This is a genomic window from Paenibacillus sp. P32E (genome assembly GCF_001909085.1).
Lineage (GTDB): Bacteria > Bacillota > Bacilli > Paenibacillales > Paenibacillaceae > Paenibacillus_AQ > Paenibacillus_AQ helianthi.
On sequence record NZ_LVYY01000076.1, the window covers coordinates 1 to 26,634 of the forward strand.

General features: G+C 50.4%; 20 protein-coding genes and 2 pseudogenes. 18 read left to right on the plus strand and 4 right to left on the minus strand.

Annotation, left to right across the window (positions count from 1 at the left end):
• Nucleotides 1-332: 332 nt before the first annotated feature.
• Nucleotides 333-563, plus strand: a pseudogene (locus A3848_RS33245) (hypothetical protein); the annotation flags it as partial.
• Between the two features lie 76 nt (nt 564-639).
• Nucleotides 640-1,131 (plus strand): DinB family protein, encoded by a 492-nt coding sequence (locus A3848_RS28805; protein ID WP_074088471.1) that lies wholly within the window; start codon nt 640-642, stop codon nt 1,129-1,131.
• 90 nt (nt 1,132-1,221) lie between these two features.
• On the opposite strand, the gene A3848_RS28810 is transcribed toward A3848_RS28805, so the two are convergent.
• A complete protein-coding gene (locus A3848_RS28810) occupies nt 1,222-2,895 on the minus strand; it encodes an ABC transporter substrate-binding protein (protein WP_074088472.1) in 1,674 nt (557 codons plus the stop codon).
• A 112-nt stretch (nt 2,896-3,007) separates the two neighbouring features.
• Between A3848_RS28810 and A3848_RS28815 the strand changes: the two genes are divergently transcribed.
• Nucleotides 3,008-4,543 carry a DUF4153 domain-containing protein gene (locus A3848_RS28815; protein WP_074088473.1) on the plus strand — a complete coding sequence of 512 codons (1,536 nt, stop codon included), beginning with the start codon at nt 3,008-3,010 and terminating at the stop codon, nt 4,541-4,543.
• Nucleotides 4,544-4,660: 117 nt separating this feature from the next.
• Nucleotides 4,661-5,356, plus strand: coding sequence for a Crp/Fnr family transcriptional regulator (locus A3848_RS28820; protein WP_074088474.1), 696 nt, complete (start codon nt 4,661-4,663; stop codon nt 5,354-5,356).
• A 458-nt stretch (nt 5,357-5,814) separates the two neighbouring features.
• Here the strand turns inward: A3848_RS28820 and A3848_RS28825 are convergent, their stop codons facing one another.
• Nucleotides 5,815-7,095 (minus strand): hypothetical protein, encoded by a 1,281-nt coding sequence (locus A3848_RS28825; protein WP_143192482.1) that lies wholly within the window; start codon nt 7,093-7,095, stop codon nt 5,815-5,817.
• 759 nt (nt 7,096-7,854) lie between these two features.
• Nucleotides 7,855-8,121 carry a hypothetical protein gene (locus tag A3848_RS32540; protein WP_074088476.1) on the minus strand — a complete coding sequence of 89 codons (267 nt, stop codon included), beginning with the start codon at nt 8,119-8,121 and terminating at the stop codon, nt 7,855-7,857.
• A gap of 183 nt (nt 8,122-8,304) precedes the next feature.
• On the opposite strand from A3848_RS32540, the pseudogene A3848_RS33525 reads away from it, so the two are divergent.
• The 11 genes and pseudogenes from A3848_RS33525 to A3848_RS28880 form a co-directional block, all read left to right on the plus strand.
• Nucleotides 8,305-8,403, plus strand: a pseudogene (locus tag A3848_RS33525) (HAD family hydrolase); the annotation flags it as partial.
• Nucleotides 8,404-8,411: 8 nt separating this feature from the next.
• Complete coding sequence (locus tag A3848_RS33250; protein ID WP_256702587.1) at nt 8,412-8,558, plus strand: hypothetical protein; 147 nt, start codon at nt 8,412-8,414, stop codon at nt 8,556-8,558.
• A 322-nt stretch (nt 8,559-8,880) separates the two neighbouring features.
• Nucleotides 8,881-12,750 carry a galactose-binding domain-containing protein gene (locus A3848_RS28840; protein WP_074088478.1) on the plus strand — a complete coding sequence of 1,290 codons (3,870 nt, stop codon included), beginning with the start codon at nt 8,881-8,883 and terminating at the stop codon, nt 12,748-12,750.
• Between the two features lie 183 nt (nt 12,751-12,933).
• The gene (locus A3848_RS28845) at nt 12,934-13,518 is read left to right on the plus strand and encodes a TetR/AcrR family transcriptional regulator (protein ID WP_074088479.1); all 585 of its coding nucleotides are present in this window, start codon (nt 12,934-12,936) and stop codon (nt 13,516-13,518) included.
• 143 nt (nt 13,519-13,661) lie between these two features.
• Nucleotides 13,662-14,105 (plus strand): flavodoxin domain-containing protein, encoded by a 444-nt coding sequence (locus A3848_RS28850; RefSeq protein WP_074088480.1) that lies wholly within the window; start codon nt 13,662-13,664, stop codon nt 14,103-14,105.
• Nucleotides 14,106-14,316: 211 nt separating this feature from the next.
• The gene (cysK, locus tag A3848_RS28855; protein WP_074088481.1) at nt 14,317-15,240 is read left to right on the plus strand and encodes a cysteine synthase A; all 924 of its coding nucleotides are present in this window, start codon (nt 14,317-14,319) and stop codon (nt 15,238-15,240) included.
• A 26-nt stretch (nt 15,241-15,266) separates the two neighbouring features.
• Nucleotides 15,267-16,208: a hypothetical protein gene (locus A3848_RS28860; RefSeq protein ID WP_074088482.1), complete on the plus strand. Its 942-nt coding sequence runs from the start codon at nt 15,267-15,269 to the stop codon at nt 16,206-16,208.
• A gap of 243 nt (nt 16,209-16,451) precedes the next feature.
• Nucleotides 16,452-17,249 carry a sensor histidine kinase gene (locus A3848_RS28865; protein WP_074088483.1) on the plus strand — a complete coding sequence of 266 codons (798 nt, stop codon included), beginning with the start codon at nt 16,452-16,454 and terminating at the stop codon, nt 17,247-17,249.
• Entirely contained in the window at nt 17,246-17,911 is a 666-nt protein-coding gene (locus A3848_RS28870) for a response regulator (protein ID WP_074088484.1), read from the plus strand. Before A3848_RS28865 ends, A3848_RS28870 begins: the two co-directional genes overlap by 4 nt.
• A 46-nt stretch (nt 17,912-17,957) precedes the next feature.
• Complete coding sequence (locus A3848_RS28875; RefSeq protein WP_256702588.1) at nt 17,958-18,617, plus strand: YcnI family copper-binding membrane protein; 660 nt, start codon at nt 17,958-17,960, stop codon at nt 18,615-18,617.
• 543 nt (nt 18,618-19,160) lie between these two features.
• Nucleotides 19,161-22,493: a X2-like carbohydrate binding domain-containing protein gene (locus A3848_RS28880; protein ID WP_371916106.1), complete on the plus strand. Its 3,333-nt coding sequence runs from the start codon at nt 19,161-19,163 to the stop codon at nt 22,491-22,493.
• A gap of 175 nt (nt 22,494-22,668) precedes the next feature.
• On the opposite strand, the gene A3848_RS28885 is transcribed toward A3848_RS28880, so the two are convergent.
• Nucleotides 22,669-23,409 carry an SDR family NAD(P)-dependent oxidoreductase gene (locus A3848_RS28885; RefSeq protein WP_074088487.1) on the minus strand — a complete coding sequence of 247 codons (741 nt, stop codon included), beginning with the start codon at nt 23,407-23,409 and terminating at the stop codon, nt 22,669-22,671.
• Between the two features lie 145 nt (nt 23,410-23,554).
• Here A3848_RS28885 and A3848_RS28890 point away from each other — a divergent pair, with 145 nt between their 5' ends.
• From A3848_RS28890 to A3848_RS28900, 3 genes are all read left to right on the plus strand, one after another.
• Nucleotides 23,555-24,448 carry a LysR family transcriptional regulator gene (locus tag A3848_RS28890; protein WP_074088682.1) on the plus strand — a complete coding sequence of 298 codons (894 nt, stop codon included), beginning with the start codon at nt 23,555-23,557 and terminating at the stop codon, nt 24,446-24,448.
• A gap of 37 nt (nt 24,449-24,485) precedes the next feature.
• Nucleotides 24,486-25,178 carry a class I SAM-dependent methyltransferase gene (locus tag A3848_RS28895; protein WP_074088488.1) on the plus strand — a complete coding sequence of 231 codons (693 nt, stop codon included), beginning with the start codon at nt 24,486-24,488 and terminating at the stop codon, nt 25,176-25,178.
• A gap of 601 nt (nt 25,179-25,779) precedes the next feature.
• Complete coding sequence (locus A3848_RS28900) at nt 25,780-26,400, plus strand: hypothetical protein (RefSeq protein WP_074088489.1); 621 nt, start codon at nt 25,780-25,782, stop codon at nt 26,398-26,400.
• Nucleotides 26,401-26,634: the final 234 nt, after the last annotated feature.

Consider the following 26,634-nt stretch of genomic DNA (forward strand, 5'->3'; position numbering starts at 1 on the left):
GTTTGAACGTCTGGATCAATGGACGCGAATGAGGGTGCGAGCCTTTATGCGCAAAAAGAGATCTACGGTGTCAAACCGGCTGATACCAAACAAAGTACTGGAATCAGCCGGAATGGTATTTCTAACAAGCTTACTCACCACACGTTCCTAATTCAGGAGTGAAATAAGCAATCCGGCGACGGATGAAGGAAACTCACTCCTGAAGATGGGGAACTGACGAAGGAAAGCCGTGTGCGGGAAATCCGCATGCACGGTTTGACGGGGAGTCCGAGGGAGTAATCCCTCGTCTTACCCTACTGTGAAAAAAGGTCTTTCCTGCTTGGTATTGCCTTGCCGGTGCCATCATTACCTTCATGTCGGGCTGGAATAACTATCTCTGGCCGCTGATTGTACGGCAGCCCCCGGAGACGAAGACTATGCCACTTCTGATCTCTACCCTGGGCTCCGGTTATGCTCCGGACTTTGGCATGATCATGATTGCAATTGTGATCGGTGAAATAAATAGCTGTGTAGGCTGTAAAGTCGGCTATATGTATTTTTTACATCCCGTCTCCCTGCTCTGATGTGATAAACTGGAAACAAATGTGATCTATTTAACAATTGTTTGCCGTTCTCATATCTTTTTATTGGAGGGATTTCATGCAGACGTTTTTCCGCTATAACTGGATGGTTCGGGAGGAATGGTACAAGTGGTGTGAGGACCTGACGGAGGAGGAACTGCTCAAGCCGCGGGTTGGCGGGGTTGGCGGAATTCTGAAGACATTGTTTCATATTGCCGATGTGGAGTGGAGCTGGACCATGGGAATGGTAGGCAAGCCTGATTTCCAGGAGGATTTTGCCGAGTTCAGCAGTCTGGAGAAGGTGAGAGAGCTTGATGCACGCTTCCGGCTGGAGGTGGAGCCTTTTGTATTGAGCTGGAATGAAGGGATGGAGCGGAATGTCTTTACGGAACAGCAGCCAGACGGATCGATGGCAGCCAATGCCTGGGGCGAAATCATGCGCCATATGATTGCCCACGAAATTCATCATATCGGTCAGCTCTCCGTGTGGGCCAGAGAGGTTGGTAAGAAACCGCCTTCCGCCAATGTAATCGGCAAAGGGCTTGTGGACAATCTCCCTGGCAAGGTATAGAGGCTTTACTCAAGCGGGAAGTTGTCCCGGAAGCTGACCCCAACAGTCACACGAACGAACAGCTCCGGCGGAACCTCCGCCGGGGCTGTTTTACATGCCGCGCGGAAACCAGAGATGGCGAAGGTCTACCCAGCCCTGGCTGTTGAAGGTCACACCGCGTACGGAAGGGAGATATGCAGTCTGCACCGGCTTTTCGTACAGAATGTACAGCTGATGATCCCTTGTCAGCTTGTCCTCAATCCGTGTGAAGCTGCCAGTTCTTGATGCGGGATCGGGCTCCCTTGAGATGAGGTTCAGTGTGCCTTCAATATCCGCCCTTGTCCCGGGATCCACATGCTGAGACAGCGTCGTATACAGATCGAATAGCCGGAGCTGCTCGTCCTGATCCCGGAGCAGGGAGAAGACAATGAGATCGGCCTGCAGGCGCACGGGACCTTTGAATTCCTCCGGCGAGACCGCCAAAACGTTGCAGGCATACCCGTGCCGTAACAGCCGGGAAGCAATATGCTCGGCATCCCCGAGATATTGCGGAATAGTGGCAATTTGCAAAACCCCTGGCTGCGTGACTTGGAAATCAGGGGCAGGTGCTGGTGTTGTTTCATTCAGGCAAGACAGAATATCTGCACGGAGCAGGGGATCGCTTAAGGGTCCGTTTTTCTTTGTGTTGCAGGTGACAAACTTGCGCACACAGGATTCGGAATGAATCTGGCTCCACGAAGAGGAGTCCCCTGCCGAAGGATTGTGAATAATATGAAAGGCGGAAACCGTATCCGGCTGTATCTGCCCGTTGCCGATCGGGACATGAAGAATTTCCACACGGTCTATATGTGCCCGGCCCTGATAGTAATAAGGGAATACCTCCAGCACGCAGAGATCCTCATTCAGCTCTACCAGCTTGAAGGGTCCGGTACCGACCGGTCTGCGGCCAAAGGCGCTCCCTGTTGCAGTCACCAACTCACGTGGAACCACCGCCGCCCGGCTGGTGCAGAGGAACGCGAGAAACAGCTCATTTGGATTCCGCAGCACAATGCGCACCGTAGTGGTATTCAATGCTTCGACCCCGGTGATCTCCTTGAAAATAGAACTGTAAAGCGTCCGCTGTGGGGTCTGCATCAGCCGCTGCAGCGAATAGACCACATCTTCGGCGGACAGTACTTTTCCGTGATGGAACAGGACCTCCTTCCGCAGATGAAACGTCCATTCTGTGCGGCTGTCATCCACATCCCAGGCGTGGGCCAGGCCCGGAACAATGCCCCGCTCCCCGCTTCTTCCAACTAATCCGTCAAATACGTGGCTGGAGACGAAGGACTCGGCCAGCAGATTCATATACAGCGGGTCCAGGGTGTGAAGCTGCTGGGTGACCGGAAGCCGCAGTGTATCAATGACCTTATTGCTGCGGATTTCTGAATGATGTCCGAAATAGGTTAGCAGCCAGCCCTGCAGCGTATCCTGAAGCGAGGAGGACCTTGCATGTCCGCGTATACCCTCAATCGCACTTCCAATGTCTTTGCTGCTGATGGCCTGCTTCATAGACTGCAGGGCAATGTCCTCTGCTTCCACAAGAAACACCAGCTTTGAACGTTTTCCCCGGCCGCGGCTGGGGGTCCAGGTGATCCAATCCTGCCCCGCCATTTTATGAACAATATGGAGCGCATTGCGGTGAGTGCAGTTAAAGGTTGCGGCCAGCTCATCCAGAGTAATAGAGATTTCAGCGGGTCCTCCATGGTGCGAGTGGAGCATCAGAAATTGGCTGTGCAGCTTCATGAGTCGGGTCTCCTTTTTAAAATAGGAAATAAACCGTATATTCTTTCTCTTTTTCTTCTTATTTTATCAGCTAAAATCAGGATATGAAAGTAAGAAGATGGAGGTATTTACCATGAATGATCCATCCGCAACGAAACAGGAACGGGCTCTCCAGGCTCTGGGGGCGGCTTTCCTGCTGGCGGTCCTGAACCAGTATCTATTTTACGGTACAGTGCCAGGGGTATCCTATCCGATCTTTGTGTGTTTGTTTTACGGGTTTGTGTTCTATTTTGCCAAAGACAAGCTGCGCAAGCCTTCTGTGGTCAGCTATGTCTGGCTCGGAGCAATTGTGCTTCTTTCCTTGACCTATGCGTTATTTGCAAATTGGGTTTTCTTCGGACTGAACCTGCTGGTTATTCCGGCGCTGATTTTATTACATATGACCTATATGCTGAGCTATAAGCAGCCCTCCTGGAGCAGGATCGGAATTATAGGAGCGGCTGCTGAACATTTTTTTGCCCAAAGTCTGCGGCACTGGGGAACAGCTCCACAGATCATCCGCAGAATCTTCGGCGGGGAGAAAATTAAGGACGAACGGAAGCAAGTGCTGATCAAGGTGTTAATCGGACTGGGAATCTCTTTACCGCTGCTGCTGATTGTAACCTCACTGCTCTCCTCGGCAGACGGGGTATTCCATGAAATGCTGGCGAAATTCCCGCAGATGCTGGCACGGATTTCTTTTGGCGAAGGGATTGCGCGTCTGCTGTGGGTGATCCTGCTGGGACTGGGCATGTTCGGCCTCCTCTGGGGCTTTGTCGATCACAAGGTGTATATATGGAATCCTAAGCCGGAGCTGAATATGGAAATCTTGCCTGTCCCGGATTCTGCCTTGGAGCTGCTTCCTGAGCCTTTGGCGCTGAAAGTGGACCCGGTGATCCTTACTACCATTCTCACCGTCATCAATACGGTGTATGTGCTGTTCGTCAGCGTACAATTTTCCTACCTCTTCGGTGCCTGGGATGGCATTTTGCCGCAGGGCAGCACGTATGCCGATTATGCGCGGAGCGGTTTTTTGGAGCTGATTCTGGTGACTTCGATCAACTTCGTTCTGCTGCTGCTGTCCCTGCATTCGGATCGCCCGGAGAGAAGCCTGCTGCGTACAACTGTTCATATTCTGCTCTATATCCTCGTACTCTGTTCTGTAATCATGCTGTATTCTGCCTATTCCCGGCTGATGCTGTATGAAGAGGCCTATGGCTACACGTATATCCGGTTTCTGGTGCATGCATTTATGATCTTTCTCGGACTGTTACTGGTGTTAGCAGCGGTACGGATCAGCCGGGTACAGTTCCCGCTCGCGCAGTGCTGTCTCGCCTTAGGTTTGCTATCCTATGTACTGGTGAACTATATCGGCATGGATCATATTATCGCCAAGCAGAATATCCAGCGCTATCAGAAGAGCGGCGTCCTTGACACCAGCTATCTATCCCGGCTGTCACCGGACGTCCTCCCGCTGCTGATCAGCTTCAATAAGCAGGAGAACGGCAAGCTGGATGCGGTCCTCCGCGAAAAGTGGGAAGGTCAGCAGACAACCAAGCGGAAATGGCCAGCCTTCAATGTGGCGAAGTTCCGTGCCGAGCGGGCCCTGGAGCATTATTTTGACAAGTAGAATGATCCGCCAAGATGCAAAGATACCTTCATTATGTTGTGAGCCGGGTGTTGGCTGATTCTCCGCTGCTGTGTTACATTTAGTTCATTCGTGACAGAGGTGGGGAGGAAGCGGCTGATGCAGTGGATTGCAGACCGTGATCAGGTCAGTGCTCTGGCCGGGCAAAATGGTCTGAAGGATATATTCAGCAGCGGGGCGATTTCCGGAATGGAGCTGCGGCGGTACAGTGACGGGGAGGCTATTTGTTCAGTGGGTGACCACCTGGAGCATCTGTATATTCTGGTGCAGGGCAGGCTCAAGATTCATACACTGCTGCCAAACGGAAAATCGCTGCTGGTGCGTTTTGCGAGACCGATGTCGCTGATCGGGGATGTGGAGCTGCTGCGGCAATATCCGGTCAAGAATGAAGTGGTGTCGGTGGACGAAAGCCTACTGCTGGTTGCCGGACGCGAGCTGGTTCTTAAGGAGTTTGAGCAAAATACCGTACTTCTGCGTTATCTGGTAGGAGAGCTTAGCCACAAAATGTATACGCTTGGCCAGACTACGGCGCTAAATTTGCTATATCCGCTGGAAAACCGCTTTGCCAGCTATCTGCTGTCCCTGTTTGCAGACAGCGGCGGCCAGCGCGTGGAAGAGATCCGTACAGCTACACTTGCTGAAACCGCGGATTTGCTCGGAACCAGCTACCGGCATCTGAACCGGATCGTGCGCCGTTTTGTAGAGGAAGGTATCATTGAGCGCAGAAAAGGAAGCCTCAGTGTGCTGGATCAGAACAAGCTGGCTCTGCTGGCGAACGGCAATCTGTATGAATAATCCAAACCGTCAATTCCTGCACTAGGGCAGGAGGGGCGGTTTTTTTGTTGTAAAGGAAATTATACTGTGAAAAAAAACTGTGGATCACTCCGATTGAAAAGTGAGAGAGATAGACGTGAAGAAACAGACCATAGGAAACGAAATGAACTAAACGGGCCTAAGAGGAAATACCTCTGATCTCACTGCAAACGGGCTAGCGGGCAGAATGGAAGGTAGGAATACCCTTGATTGGGGAGCAATGCCGTTACCTGCGGCAATGAGATGCTGGATTCACCTGGTTTCAGACGTTTTAACACATTTATGTAACCTTGTCCGGCTAAAGAGTAAGGAACTTATGTTCGAAATCGGCTTGCTCTACGGCAAGCTCTGTTTCCCTATGCCTCATTGTAAACAAATCGGCTCCCATCTTTGGTTGCAATACGAATCGCTGTAGGCCAAGAGGAAGGGCTTTGGTTGTTTCACGGATTCAGCTGAGCATATAAGAAGTTATTGAATGGAAATTTGTTACCGATCCCATCGGTGTATTCCGGCTCGACTCCAATTTTATTGTAAGTTGTTGGGGAGATCTCATAGATCCTAAGACCGTCTAATATGAAATCACTCACTCCGGCATCGACGTAAGCGCCGATTATGGTTATAGGTTTGCCGGTTGACTTGAATTTGATATAAGCTGTGTGCCATTTATTATCAGCTATGAAAGTAGTCATGCCCAAGCTAATATCCCAATTACTATCCGTGTCGTTTATTCGAAATGAAATTCTATGATCAGTCGTTGCTTTATAATCGATTAGAGAAATGAAATATCTATTTGCATCAATTGGCCTAAGAGTTCGATAATAAGTCCCCCATCCATCATCTCTTATCTGAATTCTAGCCGCACTGCCTCCATACAAAGCATCAGGAGAATAGGACAGGTTAATCCCTTTGTTTCCATATGCTGTCCATCCGTCCGTCATTCCATTTGAATTAGCCTCGAAGCTCCCGATTCCATTTAGAAATAGTTCTTGTGGGAACTGATAGGGTATGTTGCTCGATGAAAGCTCAGGATCAATCCCAATTTTACTAAAGGTCCTAGCGGTAATTTCGTAAATTCGGAATCCATCAAGTTTAATATCCGAATTTCCAGGGTCGGCATAAGCGCCTATTACAGTAATAGGGGCTCCTGTTGATTTAAATTTTATATATGTCGTGTGCCACTTATTGTCTATGATAAAACCAGTAATGCCTAAGTCATTCCCCCAATTAGTTGAAGTGTCGTTTATTCGAAAAGATACTGTATTACCTAAGGACACTTTGTAGTCAATTAATGCAATAAAATAACGATCCGCACTTATTGGGCCTAGCGATCGGTACAAACTTCCCCATCCGTTGTTAGTGATCTTTAATTGCTGTGCACTGCCTCCATAGTATGAGTCTGTGCTAATTGAAGCATCAACTCCGACATTTCCGATTTTTGTCCATCCATCTGCTATGCCATCTTTATTCTGATCATCTCCTAGACCACTGCCATTTAGCAACAGACTAGTCATATTCCTCGCGGATGCGTCCTTTACTTTAGATTTGGTGATAAGATTCCCTGAACGATCATACTCAAAGTTTACAATATCACCAGAATTAGGATGGGTTATATAATCCAGTTTACCGAATTCATCATATATATAATTAGTACTAGTTGCCGCATTAACAATTGGAATACATCCAAACAAAAAGATGAATACAATAAGCATTGTTCTCTTCAATCCCATATCACCCTTCAATTGAACAAAGTATTGTTCTGATCCCGCCACTTTGTCTAAATTATTTTTGTTACATATTCTTTAGTTTAGATAATCAATATAAATATCCACGCTTAGTCATTTTTAATTACTTATACCTCCACAGAATCTAAGCAAAGACAGCCCCATAGGCTGGATTTCCAGTTAAAGATAGCAAAAGGCTTTAATGAGGAACGATCTTCGTCACGTTGTAAATGAGCGTAGAGGGAGCTTCAGTACCATAAAGCTGCCTCAACTGATCCTAAATTTTTTTGGTGCTGATTTTTTTGGCATGCAGTGATATGATCTGCTCTTCGATATCTGTTACGCTCGATTGATACTTCTTGACCACTAGTGGCCAGAACTCACCAATACACGACTACCGTTCTGCGCTTTAGCCGTTGCGAATATTTGAGAGTGAGTTTCCCCTTCACCTCATGCTTTCCTAACCTAAATGGGTATCCATTTAGGCTTTCAGCATTTCCTGAATCTTCTCTGCAAATAGTTCATTTAAAGCATTCTGTACATCTTGCGCCGCCTTTCTTCAAAAGCCCCCAAAAAATGCTGTTTATAGGAAATTCCTATGTATTCTCCCCAACATTTATCGTATTTCTATTTTAATTGGTTTGAGAGTTTATAGAAGTTACTCCCACATCTGAGTTCACCCGACTTAATCACAAGTATTGATCGAAACACACATTATCATAGTTTGTATATTACTGTAAATGACATACTCTATTTATTTTACCTGAATCCGTGAAATGAAATAATAAACCCGTATTTCATAAACTCACCTCGAAGGGTGTAGAGATGAACCCTGTCCGTTTTCAATTGGATCAGTCCGTAGAGCTGAAACGTCTCATTTATTACCGAACACGTGAGCGTCGTGAAAAACACCTGAACCTCTATCCGAGTCACCAGCAGGAGTTGCCCATCGGCTTCCATCGTTCGCTCGATGACTTGATACACGAAGTGAATCGGACGTTCCAGTTTCTTGTAATTCCACTCCATCGCGCCAAGTCTTGAGTGGCTGATCTCAGAATCACTTTCCGATAGTAGTAAGTACTTCCGCAACGATGAACAGGAATTCGTGATGTTGTACCGGCACGCATCATTGCGAATGGCAATGAAGAGCATCAACAGGGTAAGCTGCGGACACTCGGATTGAACCGCTATGTCCCTGAAGAATGAATAATGATTTCCAGCGCGGTAGGCTTCTCGAAGCCTGATCCACGTATTTTTCAATTAGCTAATGCCCTTACAGGGATGAAGGCCCAAGACTCTCTCTACATTGGGGATTTGTGGCCGAAGGATATCGCCGGAGCAAGCGCGGCAGGATGGCATACGATCTGGTTCCATCCTTTGCAGGCTATGCCAAGGATGGAAATAGGCCTATAGCCATTGTCAGTACATTTGCAGAACTCCGTGAGCTGCTGGGGCTGCAATAATATCTTCAGAATACCCACGAATCGTATAATTGCACATACTATTCATAGAATCGGCCCTCGATCAAAATCTAGCGATATCTTATATTATTACCATAATTAGTTAGTTATTGGGGGAGTCTCCAGGCTCGGTCAATATGTCTTGCGCTTGCGGTTTGTGGTCTGCAGGGTTCCCAGGGAGCAGGAGAACAGATAACTGGCTAATTAACAGATTATCTACAACAGGGGAGGGACGTGAAATCCAGGAAGAAGGCCAAGCTTAAAAGGAATTTTTGTAAGCGCATACTTTTTTGACGGATCCTATAATTATGGGAGGTGGTTGTCCATGTTAACAGGAAATAAAGCATCTGCCAGAAAAACATTTCTCGTGTACTGCCTGGTCGCAGTTCTGTTCGTAGGCCAGCTGGCGCTGTTTCCGGCTGTCAGCTCGGCGGCGGGGAATCTGGCAGCAGGCAAGACGGTTACGGCAAGTTCAGTCGGAGATGTGTACATTGCATCAAACGCAAATGACGGCAATCAGGGAACGTATTGGGAGAGCGCCAGTAATGCTTTTCCCGAATGGATCAAAGTGGATCTTGGCGCAAACAGCAGTGTGAATCAGGTGGTACTAAAGCTCCCGGCCTCCTGGGAGGCAAGAACGCAAACGCTTTCGGTTCAGGGCAGCACCGATGACTCCATTTACAGCGATCTTGCGGACTCAGCCAGCTACACATTCAATCCTTCCAGCAGCTCGAACACGGTAACCATTCATTTCACGACTGCCACAGCCCGCTATCTTAAAGTGAATTTCACCGCGAATACAGGCTGGCCGGCGGCACAAGTATCAGAATTCGAGGTGTACGGCACGTCGGCTTCCCCTAACGGGACTTATGAAGCGGAAGCAGCAGTATTATCCGGCGGAGCCAAAACCAATACCGACCACAGCGGCTATACCGGATCAGCTTTTGTTGATGGATATCTTACACAGGGAGCATCCACAGCCTTTACGGTTACAGCCGCTTCTGCAGGCAGCTACGACGCCGCCCTGAGATACGCCAATGCCTCGGGCAGCACCAAGTCGCTCAGTGTGTACGTTAACGGCACAAAGGTCAAGCAGACTTCGCTCAATAATCTGGCGAATTGGGATACCTGGTCAACCAAAGTGGAAACACTCAGCTTAGCTGCCGGAACCAATACGATTGCTTACAAATATGATCCCACGGATTCCGGCAACGTAAATCTGGACCAACTGATCCTTACGCCGGGAATCACACCCACCACAACGCCAACAGCGACTCCTACAGCAACGCCAGCAGTGACTCCTACAGCAACGCCAACAGCGACTCCTACGGCAACGCCAACGGTGACACCAACACCAACGCCATCTGCTTCGCCAACAGCCACACCAAGCACAGGCCCGGGGTCCAATCTGGCTGTTGGTAAAAGTATTAATGCGTCTTCCTCCATCTATACGTTCGTGCCAACAAATGCCAATGACGGCGATGTGGCAACTTACTGGGAAGGTGCGGGCGGAAGCTATCCCAATACTCTGAGCGTCAATCTTGGTGCTAATGCCAGTGTGACCTCGGTTATCGTAAAGCTGAATCCCGCTTCCGCCTGGTCTACACGTACCCAAACGATTGAGGTGCTCGGGCATAATCAGGCAGCCTCCACCTTCACCAGTCTGGTTCAAGCAGCTATGTATACATTTAATCCGGCTAACGGTAATTCCGTGACCATTCCGGTTACTGCCACGGTGAGTGAGCTTCAGCTGAAAATCACTACCAATTCCGGTTCAAGTGCCGGACAGGTGGCTGAATTGCAGATTATCGGTACTCCGGCAGCCAATCCGGATCTGACTGTAACATCAATGTCATGGTCGCCGTCTGCTCCGGTTGAGACAGATGCCATTACATTAACTGCCGCTGTCAAAAACGCCGGAAGCGCTGCTTCCGCCGCGACAAATGTCAGCTTCTACCTGGGCACAACCCTGGTAGGAACCGCGCCGGTCGGTTCTCTGGCCGCCGGCGCTTCAAGCAATGTGTCATTGAACATTGGTGCTAAGGATGCAGGAACGTATGCGCTGAGCGCCAAGGTTGATGAGAGCAATGCGGTCATCGAGCTCAATGAGGGGAATAACAGCTACACGAATCCTTCTTCCCTTACAGTGAATCCGGTATCCAGCTCGGATCTGATCGCTGCTCCGGTAAGCTGGACGCCGGGCAATCCGGCCGGAGGCAATACCGTAACCTTCCAGATCGCTATCAAAAACCAGGGAACAGCCGCTTCCTCCAGTGGGGCGCATAACCTTACGCTAACCGTGACGGATACTGCAACGAATACCGTCGTCAAAACACTGACCGGCTCTTACAGCGGGGCCATTGCCAGCGGAGCTACGACAACACCGGTTACACTTGGCACCTGGACGGCTGCAAATGGTAAATACACAGTGAAGAGTGAAATTGCCGCAGATGCCAATGAGCTTGCAGTAAAAAGGGCCAACAACATCCAGACCCAGCCGCTGTACATCGGCCGCGGGGCTAACATGCCTTACGACATGTATGAGGCAGAGGACGGAGTAGCCGGTGGTGGAGCCGTCAAGCTTGCACCGAACCGTAATATCGGCGATCTGGCAGGTGAAGCCTCGGGCAGAAGAGCCGTTACGTTGAACTCGACAGGCAGCTATGTGGAATTCACCACCAAAGCCAGCACCAACACGCTCGTCACCCGTTTTTCCATTCCTGATTCAGCCAGTGGTGATGGAACCAATGCTACGCTGAACGTGTATGTCAATGGGGTGTTCACGAAGGCCATCAGCCTGACCTCTAAATACGCCTGGCTGTATGGCTCGGAGACCAGCCCCGGCAATTCGCCAAGCGCCGGCTCGCCGCGCCACATCTATGACGAAGCCAATATGATGTTCGACAGCACGATTCCGGCCGGAAGCACGATCCGCCTGCAAAAGGATGCTGCGAACACCTCACAGTATGCGATTGACTTCATCAGTCTGGAGCAGGTATCGCCGATTGCCAACCCGGACCCGGCCAGATTCACTGTTCCGGCCGGGTTCACGCACCAGGATGTGCAGAATGCGCTCGACAAAGTCCGTATGGACACTACCGGCAGCCTACTAGGGGTATATCTCCCTGCCGGAACATATCAGACAGCGAGCAAATTTCAGGTGTATGGCAAGGCGGTAAAGGTGATTGGCGCAGGACCCTGGTATACACGTTTTATGGCACCGGCTAACCAGGATAACACGGATGTCGGCTTCCGGGCTGAAGCTTCTGCGAACGGGTCCACTTTTGCCAACTTTGCCTATTTCGGCAACTATACCTCACGGATCGACGGTCCCGGCAAAGTGTTCGACTTCTCCAATGTATCGAACATTACCATCGACAACATCTGGACCGAACATCAGGTATGTATGTATTGGGGGGCGAACACCGACTACATGGTGATCCGAAACTCGCGCATCCGCAACACCTTTGCCGACGGCATCAATATGACTAACGGCAGTACGAACAATCTTGTCTCCAACAATGAAGCCCGGGCTACGGGCGACGACAGCTTTGCGCTATTCTCGGCGATTGATTCCGGCGGTTCTGATATGAGGGATAATGTGTATGAGAATCTGACCTCAATCCTGACCTGGCGTGCAGCCGGGGTGGCGGTCTATGGCGGCTATGCCAACACCTTCCGCAACATTTACATTGCCGACACACTCTGCTATTCCGGGATTACGATCAGCTCGCTAGACTTCGGATATCCGATGAACGGGTTTGGGGCTTCACCGACAACGGATTTCCATAATATTTCGATTGTCCGGGCAGGCGGACATTTCTGGGGCTCCCAGACCTTCCCGGCCATTTGGGTCTTCTCAGCCTCAAAAATCTTCCAGGGTATACGGGTCAGCGATGTCGACATTATTGATCCCACCTACCATGGCATCATGTTCCAAACCAACTATGTCGGTTCTTCGCCGCAATTCCCGGTAGCCGATACGATCTTCACGAACATTACCATTTCCGGCGCGCAAAAGAGCGGAGACGCTTTTGACGCCAAGTCGGGTGTAGGCATCTGGGCCAACGAATCGGCTGAGCCCGGCCAAGGCCCGGCTGTTGGCTCGGTAGTCTTCAATAATCTGAAGATTACGAACACCGTGACGCCAATTAAAAATACGACGTCTACCTTTACGATCACCGTTAATCCGTAGTCCGGTTTATAGAGGTGCTTTAGTTCCAGACACAACCGTCTCTTCTTTTATGGAAGAGGCGGTTGTTGCCTGCCAACTAAAAACATCCTATCTCCAGACCCCCAGCTTGAAAGTAAGAGATTGCTATGCTACAATTCGAATGAATATATTTATATTCATTCATGATCTTGGGGGTTTACATCCATGGAAGACAAAAAAACGGAGATTTTTAATCGCGGAAAAGAGCTGTTCAGCTCCAAAGGCTTCAAGGATACCAATGTGTCCGATATTACGAAGCTGGCCGGGGTGGCAGTGGGCACCTTTTACAATTATTACGCCTCGAAAGAGAAGCTGTTCATAGAGATCTATCTGAAAGAAAATGAGAAGCTGAAGCAGAGCATCATGGAGACGGTGAACCCGGACGATGAGCCTGTGAAATTGTTGAAGGAAGTTATGGCTCTGAATTACAGCGGCATGATTTCGAATCCGATTTTGAAGGAATGGTACAACCGGGAGCTTTTCAGCAAGCTGGAGAAGGAATTTTATGAAAAAGGCGGCATCGAGAGTATTGATGAATTCACGAACAGTGGTACGCTCGAGCTGATTAGGAAATGGAAGGCAGAAGGTAAAATAAGAGCAGATCTGGACGATGATCTGATACACGCGCTGCTCAGTGCCATTCCTTATATCGATATCCACAAAGAGGAGATTGGCATACAGCATTTTCCGCATATCCTGGATTATTTCGTCGAGTTTGTGATGAAAGGTCTGACAGATGTACCGGAATAAATGAAATGAATACGGGTCAGAAGATGAACCATGCGGGTGAATGCAGCTTAAGCTTCATGCGCATTATTTTTTTCTATAAATGAATGAATATTTATTGGTTCATTCATATTATATAATATAGGTTTGAAGAGAGAGGTGCACTTATGAAAACATTGATTATCTACAAGTCGGTCCACAGAAAGAATACGGAAAAGCTGGCCAAGGTGATGGCAGAGGTTATGAACGCAGATGTGGCGAAGGTGGAGGATGTCCGGCCGGAGGTGCTGGAAGGTTATGATCTAATCGGTTTTGGTTCAGGGATTTATGCATCCAAGCTTCATAACAAGCTATTCAAATTCATCCGGAAAATGCCTGCCACAGACAAGAAAGTATTTATTTTTTGCACATCCGGGTCCGGCGAATTTAAAAAGAAAGAGCTGATCACAGAAAAGCTGGAGTTGAAGGGCTGCACCATCGTAGCAGAGTTCAACTGCTCCGGTGAGTTCAGTCCCCTCGGATTCAATCTGGATAAAAAAGGACATCCCGATGAGAACGACTTGAAACGTGCGCGGCAGTTTGCACAGGGTCTTGTGGACTTGCAGCAATAAAGCGGTGACTTCTAGCGGATGGGTGCAGTCTGACTTCGCAGTGCATACGGGCGGGAAGCCTGATGCAGGCCATAATATATCTATTTGTACTTCAAGCGGGAGTATACAAATATTCCGTTCCTCTGAAGCCTTGCTCCAGGCAATCGACAAGAGCCGCCTTAGAGCGCTACAATGGGGTGATAAATAGCACAAGTAATGAGGAGGCTTATCCATGTCATCCCGAGTAGTCAACAATATTACGGAACTGATCGGCGATACGCCGGTGGTCCGCTTGAACCGTCTGACCGGGCCTCAGGATGCCGAGCTGTACGTGAAGCTGGAAATGTTCAACCCGAGTGGCAGCGTGAAAGACCGCGCAGCTTATAATCTGATTCTCCAGGCCGAGCTTGCCGGAAGCTTGAAACCGGGCGGTACGATTATCGAGCCGACGAGCGGAAATACCGGCATCGGACTAGCCATGAATGCCGCGGCCAAAGGCTACAAAGCCATACTGGTAATGCCGGATAATATGACGAAGGAACGGATCAATATTCTAAAAGCATATGGAGCAGAAGTTGTTCTGACTCCTGCAGCGGAGCGGATGCCGGGAGCCATTGCCAAGGCACTGGAGCTGGGTAAGGAAATCGCGGACAGCTTCATTCCGCAGCAGTTCGAGAACAAAGCGAATCCCGATATTCACCGGACCACAACAGCCCCGGAGATTATGGCGCAAATGGATGGACGGCTCGATGTGTTCGTAGCCACCTCAGGGACGGGAGGCACGATTACGGGCACCGGAGAGGTGCTGCGCCAGCAACTGCCGGATATCCGCATTGTTGTAGTGGAGCCGCAGGGCTCGCCGGTGCTCTCCGGCGGAACGCCCGGACCTCATAAGCTGGTGGGAACCAGCCCGGGGTTCGTACCTGCGATTCTGAATACCGGGGTTTATGATGAAATTGTCCAGGTCTCCGATGAGGATGCACTGGAAATGGTTAGAAGCCTGGCCAGCATAGAGGGAATCCTGATTGGGCCTTCCGGTGGAGCGGCGGTATGGACGGCGCTGCAGGAAGCACGGCGGCTGGGGACCGGCAAACGGGTGTTGTGCATCGCTCCCGACACAGGTGAACGTTACCTGAGCATGGGTATATTTAACTAAATAAGACGGATCTGGGAGGTACTTCAATGCTGAAGCGGCTTGGGATTGCTGTAACGGTCTTTCTGCTGATCACCGGATGCTCTTTGCAGGAAGCGGACTCTACGGACGGGCGTAATCCGGGGACGTCACCAGTAGCCTCGGCAAAACAGAGCGATCCGCCAGTGCTGCCATCACCATCGGCAACACTAGATCCCGCGAGTCTGAACGCAAGCTTCGGATTTGCAGACCGTACAGGCAAGCGCATCCTGGCGGCATCGGAAGATGACAGCAAGCTGGCGGAAATGAAATCGCTAAATATGGCTGTTGGTCAAGGCGGTCAGTTACTCACTGTGAGATTTGAGAAGTGGCAGCGTGGCACTGCAAACAGCGACGGCAGAGATCTGGCGAATAATTTTGCCAATCTGTCCGGATATGTTTTTACTGTTGAGGAAGGCAGTGCCGCATCAGATGAAACCTACTACTTGGCAGATTCTGCAGTATTTGCTCCCGGGTCGCTGCTTAAGGTAGAGCCGGCAGGAGACAAACCGCAGCAGCTGGGAGCCGATCATCCAGTGCGCAAGGAAATCTTTGCGCGTAAGCAGCGGAAGATTCAATCGATCTGGAAATTGGCAGACCTGTCGGCTTCGTCAGACCCGTCCGGTGAGCTGCATTTGTATCTGGTCCAGTTCGTTAGACAGGATAAGAATATGCTCTTTAGTCTGGTTCTGCAAAAGAATGCAGAGCTCAGCTTCGCGGACTATCCTGCTGTCATCCAGGAAGATGATTATTCAGTCTGGCGCGTCGATGACGGAGGCGAAATCCTCCCGGAGATGTTCTCACTGCTTTTTGCGGCAAGGACAGCAACCGGTGTGGCACTGGGTATCAACTGGTGGGGAGCGGAAGGTGTGAATTCGTTTTTCCTTCTTCATCAGGGCACAGACCTGAAGGAAATGGATGTGCGGTATAGCCGGTACACCTCGCCTTTGTAGACCGCTCAATAGCAGTGAACGGCGGATTGAATGGATAATATACGGAATGAACGGATGTGGTGCGAGCCGCATCTGTTTTTATGGAATTTTAAATACTTATTTTTGTAACATTTACAACCTAGTCATAGCCCTAAAGAGTCATGCCCGGGTTAGCGGGAGAATGCTAATGTAATTCTTAAGAATGGGGAGGGGACAGCAACGTATACAAGAATTAAGCTGCTTATTCTGCTGCTGCCAACCGTCATGGTCGGTATTTGGGAGATTGTGCGCCATCAGTTCCTGATGCCTTATCTCTCCATGAACATGGGCAATTACTTAACCCCTGTACTGGTGTTCCTGTTCAGTATAGTCCTGCTGTTACCGCTGTTCTCCCTCATGGAAAAGAATGTACAGGAGCTGGAACAGGAACGTGTGCTTAAGACGGCAATGGAGGCCCGGGAGGCGCTGGCGAAAGAGCTGCATGACGGAATGGCGCAGTCTTTATTCTTGCTGTCGGTACGGATTGACCGCCTGGAACAGAAGCACGAGCAGGGCGAGATGAACGGAGAAATGATTGGACAGCTGAAAAAAACCGTACATGAGGTCAACCGCTATGTCCGGCAGGCTATATCCAATCTGAAGGTTCCGGTTACGGGTCCGCAGGCGTCTCTACTTAAGCTGTCGGTACAGGAGCAGCTCGCACAGATTGCCCGTGAGGTTTCAATTGACGTAGCCTTGGACTGGGATCTGAGGGAGGAAATCTTCAGTCCTTCTGAACAAGCGGAGCTGCTCTCCTGTATCCGTGAGGCGATGATTAACGTACGCAAGCATACCCGGGCGGGCAAGGTTGCGATTTCCGGCCGGGCGGATGAGCAGGGCTGGCGGGTTGCAGTCTCCGATGACGGTGCCGGAATCCGGCATGAGGACCCTTTTGCCGTAAGCGGCAGCTATGGGCTGCAGATCATGAAGGAACGTACGGAAGGCATGGGCTGGACGCTTACGCTGAAATCCGGGGATTCCGGGACCATAGTAGAGATTGCGAAAAGGGGGACCTCCGTATGAACCGCTGCCGGGTGCTTGTAGTGGATGATCATGCCCATGCCCGTGAGGCGATGTGTGAGATTCTGGCGATGGATGAGCGCTTTGAGGTCATCGGTGCCGTGGGGAGCGGTGCTGAGGCAATAGAGTGGACCGGACAGTGGATGCCCGATCTGATCCTGATCGATATTCAGATGCCGGAGATGGATGGCTTGGAGACCACACGGCGGATCAAACAGGAATATCCCTATGTCAAAATCGTAATCGTAACTGTTTCCGACGAAATCTCCTATTTATTCGAAGCGCTGAAGCAGGGGGCACAAGGGTATCTGCTGAAAAATCTGGCTCCGTCCACCTGGATCGAATACCTGCTGGCGATTGTCAGTGAGGAGGTTCCGCTGAGCCGGGAGCTGGCTTTTCAGATTCTGAAGGAATTTGCTGTCACTTCCGTCAAGGAAGAGCGGGAGGCATTAACGGCGAGGGAGAAGGAAATACTGGGCTGTGTCTCCTCCGGCTCTACGAATAAGGAAATTGCGGGAACACTTGGCATTTCGGAGCATACGGTCAAAAACCATCTCAAAAACATCCTCCAGAAGCTGCAGCTGCAGAACCGCACACAGCTGACGCGGTATGCCCTGGAACAGGGACTGGCTTCCCGGGAAAGGGATTTCCCCAAGAAAAAATAGAACGAACCGGAAGATTCAGTGATTCATGAAAAGGGGGACATGTAATTTGAATAAACTTTTCCGTAAAATCGCAGTTTTAGCCGCACCCACGGCCGCAGCCCTGATGTTGTTCGCAGCAGTTGCCAGTGCGCATGTGACCGTGGCTCCGGCAGAATCAACCACAGGTGCATGGGAGACATATACTCTGAAAGTGCCTTCAGAAAAAGAGGCTGCCACTGTGCAGATCGACCTGCGCATTCCCAAAGGGGCGGAATTCAAACAGTACGAGGCTGTACCGGGTTGGAAAGTGACGATTGACGGCAATAAAATCAGCTGGACATCGACCGGAGCAGGGATAGAGGCCGGGCAGTTTCAGCGCTTTTACTTCACGGCCAAGAACCCGGATACCGCAGGCGAAATCGCCTGGGATGCCTACCAGCATTATGCCGACGGCAGTCTGGTCCAGTGGTCCGGTGATGAAGGAACGGATACCCCTCATGCCATCACCGAGATTGTGCAAGCAGCCTCAGGGAGCAGCAGCCATTCTCACGGTTCGGCGAATATGGACACGGGTGCCAAGGATTCAATGAGCATGGATGAGCACAATGCGATTATGGAGAATCAGAATTCAACGTCCAGTGTTTCCCCGCTGCTGTACATTGCACTGGGTATTTCTCTGCTGTCTTTTTTGCTGGCGGCAATTGGGCTGCTGCGGGGACGGGCATAGCGCTAAGCGGGTACACACGACAAGAGACCGGGCAACGTTGATCCTAAAGCTATTCCTTTGCTGTAGAGCTATATTGCAGCAAGGAATAGCTTTTTTTAGTACATAAGAATGTATATGTTTCACGAATAGAATCATCTTTCTCTTTCTCGCTGAAACGGATGCCTGAAAGCGATACGCAGTATGCTGTTTCGGAAGCATAACGAAACGGGATGACTTGAGGCGCCCAGGGCGGGACAGTTTTATCTTTATATACTTAATATGTAATTATTAGCGAGAAAATGGTACAAAAACAGACGACAATTTTCCCGCAAAATCAACCATTTTCCATATCATATTATAATATTTACCAATTATAATGTAAGCGTTATCAGATGTACATGCTGCTGTTTGCCGGATCAGATCGGGGATCAGGAAGGAGGGCAAGGAAACGGGAAAAGCCCAAGAACCACAAGGAATGGACTGGGAAAAATCAAATCATAGGAGGCGTAAATTGTGACACGTAAACGTATCCGGAAACTGGGCCTGGTTGTGCTTCTGGCCGCTATGACAAGCTCGTTATTCACCGCCTTTCCAGCGATTACCCGTGCAGCGGCAAGTGAAGCCTACAGCTGGAAAAGTGTTGCCACCGGCGCGGGCGGAGTTTTTGTGCCCGGCATTATTTTTAATCAGAGTGAACCGAATTTAATCTATGCACGCACCGATATCGGCGGTGCATACCGCTGGAATCAGGCTACTGGCAGCTGGGTATCCATCAGTAATGCAGTAGGCTGGGTAGACTGGAACAAGAACGGTGTGGATGCGCTCGCCACGGACCCCATCAATCCGGACAAGGTATATATGGCTACAGGCACCTATACCAACAGCTGGGATGATAACGGGCAGATTATGCGCTCCAGCGACCGGGGGAATGCCTGGCAGTCTACTCCGCTGCCGTTTAAGGTTGGGGGCAATATGCCCGGCCGGTCCGCAGGGGAGCGGCTGGTTATCGACCCCAACAAGAACAGCATTCTCTTTTTTGGAGCACGCAGCGGCAACGGATTATGGAAGAGTATAGACTCGGGGGTAACCTGGTCGAAGGTAAGCTCCTTCCCGAATGTGGGCACCTATATTCAGAATCCGACACTGGATTACGGCAATGATCTGGTCGGATTATCCTGGATTACTTTTGATAAAAGCACTGGCACACTAGGCAGCGCCACTCAAACAATCTATGTCGGTGTTGCCGATACTGCTAGCAGCGTCTACCGCAGTACCGACGGGGGAGCAACGTGGACAGCAGTTCCCGGACAGCCAACCGGCTTCCTGCCCCATCATGGGGTGCTGTCATCCACAGGAGACCTTTACATCACCTACAGTAATGGTGTCGGCCCTTATGATGGAAGCAAGGGCGAAGTGTGGAAGCTCAATACCGCCAGCGGAGCCTGGACCAATATCAGCCCAAGCACCGGAACGGATAACTGGTATGGCTTCGGCGGATTGGCTGTAGACGCCCAGCACCCGAACACCGTTATGGTTTCAAGTCTGAATGCATGGTGGCCGGACGAGGTGATTTTCCGCAGTACGAACGGCGGTGCGACCTGGAGCCGGATCTGGGACTGGGGCAGCTATCCTGAGCGCACGTATAAATTTGCTATGGACATTACCGCAGCACCTTGGCTTGATCATGGCGTCACCAACCCTACTTCCATAGATCCATCACCGAAGCTAGGCTGGATGATGGGGGATCTGGAGATTGACCCTTTCAACTCGAATCGTATGATGTACGGGACCGGAGCCACCATCTACGGAACGAACAATTTGGGCTCCTGGGATACCGGGGGCAAAGTTAATATTTCAGTGATGGCCAAAGGAGTGGAAGAAACGGCAGTCCTTGGCCTGATCAGCCCTCCATCGGGAACCGCCCACCTGATTACGGCGCTTGGCGACGTTTCCGGATTCCGCTATGAAGATGTAACCCTGGCACCCGTCAAGTTCCAGACGAGCCCGTCCTGGGCAACAACAACAGGTATCGATTATGCGGAGCTGAGTCCTGCCTATGTTGTGCGTGTAGGAGGTGCTGATAAGGAGAAGTCTCCGAGCATGAAGTCAATCGGAATCTCCAATGACGGCGGTGTCAACTGGTATATGCCGAATGGCGAGCCTTCGAACGGAACCAAGACGACTGCAGGACAAGGACAGGTTGCGGTATCGGCTAACGGCAATTCCATCCTGTGGAGCACTTCGGATATCGGAGTCTACTATTCCAAAACTACAGGCAACTCCTGGACCGCAAGCACAGGCGTTCCGGCAGGCGCCAAAGTGGCATCTGATCGGGTGAACCCGAACAAATTCTATGCGTTCTATGCCGGAACCTTCTATATCAGTACAGATGGCGGAGCTACCTTCAGCGCTACTGCGGCAACGGGGTTCCCAACAAATAACGTAGCTGGTCTACAGCCAAATCAGGCACAGATCAGTATGAAAGCCGTGCCCGGCATCGAAGGCGATATCTGGTTTGCAGGCGGCAATGCGGTTGAGGGCAAATATGGCATATGGCACTCTACTAATTCAGGTACAAGCTTCACCAAGCTGACGAACGTTGAGGAAGGCGATCTGATCGGCTTTGGCATGGCCGCTCCGGGCCAGAGCTACATGGCCCTCTATACGGTAGCCAAAATCGATGGCGTCAGAGGTGTCTTCCGTTCCGATGATGCCGGTGCATCATGGGTACGGATTAATGATGACGCCCATCAATATGCCAAAATCAACATGGCAATTACCGGTGACCCCAGAGTATACGGCCGTGTCTATCTTGGGACGAACGGTAGAGGCACACTTTATGCGGATCCGGTAAATCCTCCAGTTACCAGCGCGTCGATTACACCAACGAGCGCCAGTTTTGATAAGAAGACTGCAAACCAGGCCGATATCCCAGTCACATTGACACTGAACGGCACTACATTTAGCTCCATTAAGAACGGTGCGGCAACCCTAACAGCTGGAACGGATTACAGTGTAAGCGGGACAACGGTAACGATTAAGAAGGCTTATCTGGCTGCCCAGGCAGTGGGCACTACCCAGCTAACGTTCAATTTCAGTGCAGGTGCTGCAAAAATGCTGACCGTAGCCGTCGTTGATACAACTGGAACGGCCAATTCGGTGATTACACCGGTCACCGCGGGCTTTGACAAGAAGACAGCGAATCAGGCAGATGTTCCAGTCACACTGACACTGAATGGCAACAGCCTTAGCTCGATCAAGAACGGTGCTGCCACCCTGGTGTCCGGAACGGATTATACACTGGGCGGGACAACCGTAACGATCAAGAAGGAGTATCTGGCAGCACAGGCGGTGGGCACGACTACGCTCAGCTTCAATTTCAGTGCCGGAGCTGCGCAATCCCTGGCCGTAAGTGTCGTGGATACAACAGCCCCACCTGCCGGAGCACTTAAAGTACAGATGTATAATGGTGCAACAGCAGCGTCGGTGCAATCCCTCAATCCAAAGTTTAAGCTGGTCAATACAGGGACTAGCAGTATTTCGCTGTCAGATGTGAAATTAAGATACTACTACACCATTGACGGTGAGCAGACACAGAACTTCTTCTGTGACTGGTCCCAGGTCAGCAGTGCGAATGTGACAGGCAGCTTTGTCAAAATGCCGTCTGCCAAGACAGGCGCAGACTACTACCTGGAAATTGGATTTACCAGCGCAGCAGGATCTCTGGCGGCTGGGACAAGCATTGACATCCAGATGCAGGCTGTAAAATCGAACTGGAGCACCTATACGCAGACAGGGGACTACTCCTTCAATGGGGCGGGGACCAATTATGCAGACTGGACCAAAGCTCCAGCGTATCTTTCCGGCAATCTGGTGTGGGGAAATGAACCTTCGTAACTCACCCGCATACCTGAATTAGAAGAGGTTTATCTGAGAGGGTTATAGCTAGAAAAATAGCAGAGCAGTGATCATCCTGTTATCGGAGGATCACTGCTCTGCGTTTTTGATCATTGACGGCTTTTGCTCACAGCTTTACTTCACACGAAGTACTCATGCTGACTCTGCTTCGTATTTATAATGTCTGTCCGCTGTCCACCGTAATGATCTGCCCGGTCATGGCTTCCTGCTCCAGAGCGGCGCAGATGAACCGTGCGATATCCTCCGGTTCGGCTATCCGCTGGAGCAGCAGATTCGGCGCGAGCTGGCGCATTTGTTCTTCCCGCCCAGTCCACCATCGGGTAGCGACTGCCCCCGGCGCTACACAGTTGACCTGAATGTACGGAGAAAGCGCGCGGGCCAGGGATCGGGTTAAACCATGAATGGCCGCTTTGGATACAGCATAGGGAAGAGAGGAGCCGGCTCCTGTATTCCCCGCAATGCTGCCGAGGTTGACAATAGCTCCCTGCTTGCGCTTTTTCATATATACCGCCGCTGCTCTAGCGCAGAAAAACATACCCTTGACGTTGACATCGTACAGTTCATCCCACACCTCCTCCGTGGCCGCTTCCAGATCGTCCATAGGAATGTGTCTGGTGATACTCGCGTTATTCACGAGCAAATCGATGGTTCCGAAGGTTCCGGCGATCTGCTGAGCCATATTCCGTACCTCTGCATCCCGGGCTACATTTGCTTGAACCGCAAGGGCCTGTCCGCCTTTTTCAATGATCCGCTGAACCGTTTCCAGCGCTTCCGCTTCCGAACGGGAGTAATTGACGGCGACTATGGCTCCGCGTGCAGCCAGTTCGAGACTTGTCGCTCGGCCAATCCCCGTCCCTCCACCTGTAACCAGTGCGACTTTTCCTGACAATTCCATTCGTATTCACTCCTTGATTGTGTTTTTATCCTTATCAACAGTTTATATAACACGTTCGATTTTGTATAATTGAATGAATTGAAGGAAGAGTTCAATTTGGTTGAATTAAGTATGCGTAGGCTTGAGGTGAAGGGAGGGAATGAAGCTGGATCTGAAAACACTAAAAACCTTTCAAGCAATCGTCCAGAGCGGTAGCTTCAACCGGGCAGCGGAAGAGTTGAATTATGCCCAATCTACGGTCACGATGCAAATTCAGAAGCTGGAGTCGGATCTGGGTGTTCAATTGCTGGAACGGGGCAAAGGTATTACACTCACCGAAGCAGGACGGTTGTTTCATGAACAGAGCCTCAGAATTGTAAAGGATATGGAACGGCTCCAGAGCAGCATTACGGATTTAAAATCAGGTGAAGCAGGGAATGTCCGTATCGGCGCTGCTGATCCCACAGCGAGCTACCGTTTGCCTGTCATCCTGAAGAAATTCTTGATACGGTTTCCCAAAATGGAGCTGTCCGTGGATATCTCCGGTTCAGGTGCGCTTTGTGACCGGCTCCTGCGCGGGGAGCTGGATGTTGTGCTCTGTTCCGCTCCGGAGCTGGGGAAGGAGCTGCATTTTGAACCGCTGTTTACAGAGGCATTTGTGCTGTTAATGCCCGAAGACCATCCGCTGGCTTCCGCACCCGTCATTACTGCGGATCATCTGCGCGGCCACCGCCTGCTGATTACAGCACCTACATGCCCCTACCGCAAAAAACTGGAGAGCGTGCTGAGGGAATCTGCCGGACCGCCGCTGAATACGATGGAAATCGGCAGCATGTCTGCACTGAAGTTCTATGTGCAGAGCGGCCTCGGAATTGCGCTTGTACCTGAGGTTACTCTTGACCCCGTCCCTCCCGGAACTGTGCTCCGAAGGCTGGAGAGTAAAGCTGTGGACATGACCTGCGGCATCATTTGCCGGATCGGTGATTACCCCTTGAAACCGGCCATCCGCAGCTTGTATGATTTCATCAGGCAGGAACTGGCGGTGCTGCCGGTCATTTAGCCGAGAATAGGAACCAGGAAAGGTGAGCTGAGCGGAGATGAGCAGAAACAAACTGGATTTGGAGCGTATTGTTTTTATTGGCCGCACGTTTGAGGAGTATTTACGGATGTTCGATCTTCAGCGTGAGGAGCTGATGGGACGGAGTATTTTGGACTGCCCGGCGGGAGCCTGCTCTTTTACTGCCGGGGCAAACAAGCTTGGTGCGGCATCAGTTGCCGCAGATATTGCGTATGATTATTCCGCTGAAGTGCTGAGGGACAAAGGGCTGAGAGATATCGATCACACCGTGCAGCAGGTGGGTAAGGTCAAGGACAGCTTTGTGTGGGAAGAGTTCGCTTCAGTGCAGGAATTACAGCAGGCAAGGACGTCAGCCTTAACGATCAGCACCCTGGACCGGCAACAATTTGGTGAACGGTATGTTCCGGTAGAGCTGCCGATGCTTCCGTTTGCCGACCAGACCTTTGATCTCACATTGTCCGCACATTTTCTGTTTATGTACGGGGACCGGCTGGACTATGATTTCCATCTCAGGACCATTGAGGAATTGATGAGAGTTACGAAGTCGGAGATTCGGATCTTTCCGCTGGTGGACTTATCCTGCCTAAGATACAAGGAGCTGGAGAGACTGCTCTGTGCGGTTAAGGACCAAGGCTGGACTGCTGAAGAGAGGTTGGTCCCTTATGAATTTCAGAAGGGAGCGGACTCTATGCTACGGCTGCTGCGTGCTTAAGCGGACCTGCACAGTACCCATGGATTTATTAGGCTGAACCTAAGACTGGAACACACATAAACCCCTATTATTGATTTGCATCAATAATAGGGGTTTATGGTGTAGATACTATACCCATGTTATTCTCAGACTCCTTATCCTATCCTTGTTCTCAGCCGGGTAGAAATCGTCCGAGGCGGCATTCAATTTGCCTATCCTGCTTATGATTCTTCTCTAATTCATCCGCTGGCTAACGATTGGTTTCATGGTTCAATGTTTGAGCTTTAAGAAGCTCATACCCTTTCGTCCCGGGATGGATTGAAAGTTTCAGCAACAGGATCAAAGATATAGTCTCAATCTCAGGGAGTACATCTGCCAAAGATTATTTTCGGAGAGAATGTTTCTGCCCGCCGGCTTCCTTTCAGCAGTGTATGGTTCCTTGAGTTGATACCTGAATTATACCGTCATTTCCCGGATTCGTAAAAAGGCGAAACCTTTAAATTTGGGGCTGTTTTGAAAAACAATCTAATGTAAGCGCTATTATACTCCGGTATCCTTAGTTTCTTGAGGTATAATTACTTATACATAAGCTTGCGGAGATTCAAGGGAAGGATGACCAACGATGAAGCTGTTTCAGGTCAAAACGGAGCCGCTGGGTGTGGAGCGGGTTCAGGAGTTTTTAGAGGACAATTATGTATGCATCGGTTATACCGGTGTGGGGGATCTGGAGTATGCAGGTAAGGAGGAAATGCGTAAGCGTCTGATTCTTGCCGGGACTGCGGAAGGAGCTGAGCTGGATGCCGCGCTGGATCATCTTCAAATCTTCGTTCACGACATGCAGGATGGGGATTATGTGCTGATAGCGGATGAAGAGTGGGCTTACCTGGGCGATCTGGGCGATTATTTTTATGCGGGTACATTCGATTCGGCTGAAGATGGGCGATGCCACAGACGGGGAGTAACCTGGCTAAAAAGCGTACCTCTTGCGATGCTTCATCACACGCTGAGTGAGTGGTTAATAGAGGCGGCGGTTGTTTCGCAATACACAGGGATACTGCCCGGCGCCCGGCTTGATTTATGGATCACAGAGTCAACAACAGAAAGTCTAGTCAGTGGGAACACAGGAAAGGTGGACGATGAGCTGGTTGCCGAGGCTCTCGCAATATTGAAGGCTGCTTTGCAGAGTGAGGACGCGGAGCGGAGGGAACGGGCGGCAATTGCCATCCTGCAGTATGCAAAATGATCGCTGGCACTAATGAAATTAAAACGATTTCATAGTATACTAAGATAGCGCTAACAAAATTCAGTCTATACTTGCGGGATAAGCCCATTTCGTTGAACTTTCATATGTATTTTGCTAACAAAAATGAAATGTATGCTTATGAATTAAGTGTTTCGTAAAGATTGAATGCTAACAAATCCAGGCCGATGCTTCCGGTGCCAGTTGGAAGATTTACTGCGGAGCCTCGCCAGCTAA

What these genes read in the sequence shown, in the direction of transcription:
- A3848_RS28805 (WP_074088471.1), top strand. Translation starts at nt 640, where the DNA reads ATGCAGACGTTTTTCCGCTATAACTGGATGGTTCGGGAGGAATGGTAC.
- A3848_RS28810 (WP_074088472.1), bottom strand. Translation starts at nt 2,895, where the DNA reads ATGAAGCTGCACAGCCAATTTCTGATGCTCCACTCGCACCATGGAGGA.
- A3848_RS28815 (WP_074088473.1), top strand. Translation starts at nt 3,008, where the DNA reads ATGAATGATCCATCCGCAACGAAACAGGAACGGGCTCTCCAGGCTCTG.
- A3848_RS28820 (WP_074088474.1), top strand. Translation starts at nt 4,661, where the DNA reads ATGCAGTGGATTGCAGACCGTGATCAGGTCAGTGCTCTGGCCGGGCAA.
- A3848_RS32540 (WP_074088476.1), bottom strand. Translation starts at nt 8,121, where the DNA reads ATGGAGTGGAATTACAAGAAACTGGAACGTCCGATTCACTTCGTGTAT.
- A3848_RS28840 (WP_074088478.1), top strand. Translation starts at nt 8,881, where the DNA reads ATGTTAACAGGAAATAAAGCATCTGCCAGAAAAACATTTCTCGTGTAC.
- A3848_RS28845 (WP_074088479.1), top strand. Translation starts at nt 12,934, where the DNA reads ATGGAAGACAAAAAAACGGAGATTTTTAATCGCGGAAAAGAGCTGTTC.
- A3848_RS28850 (WP_074088480.1), top strand. Translation starts at nt 13,662, where the DNA reads ATGAAAACATTGATTATCTACAAGTCGGTCCACAGAAAGAATACGGAA.
- cysK (WP_074088481.1), top strand. Translation starts at nt 14,317, where the DNA reads ATGTCATCCCGAGTAGTCAACAATATTACGGAACTGATCGGCGATACG.
- A3848_RS28860 (WP_074088482.1), top strand. Translation starts at nt 15,267, where the DNA reads ATGCTGAAGCGGCTTGGGATTGCTGTAACGGTCTTTCTGCTGATCACC.
- A3848_RS28865 (WP_074088483.1), top strand. Translation starts at nt 16,452, where the DNA reads ATGGTCGGTATTTGGGAGATTGTGCGCCATCAGTTCCTGATGCCTTAT.
- A3848_RS28870 (WP_074088484.1), top strand. Translation starts at nt 17,246, where the DNA reads ATGAACCGCTGCCGGGTGCTTGTAGTGGATGATCATGCCCATGCCCGT.
- A3848_RS28880 (WP_371916106.1), top strand. Translation starts at nt 19,161, where the DNA reads ATGACAAGCTCGTTATTCACCGCCTTTCCAGCGATTACCCGTGCAGCG.
- A3848_RS28885 (WP_074088487.1), bottom strand. Translation starts at nt 23,409, where the DNA reads ATGGAATTGTCAGGAAAAGTCGCACTGGTTACAGGTGGAGGGACGGGG.
- A3848_RS28895 (WP_074088488.1), top strand. Translation starts at nt 24,486, where the DNA reads ATGAGCAGAAACAAACTGGATTTGGAGCGTATTGTTTTTATTGGCCGC.
- A3848_RS28900 (WP_074088489.1), top strand. Translation starts at nt 25,780, where the DNA reads ATGAAGCTGTTTCAGGTCAAAACGGAGCCGCTGGGTGTGGAGCGGGTT.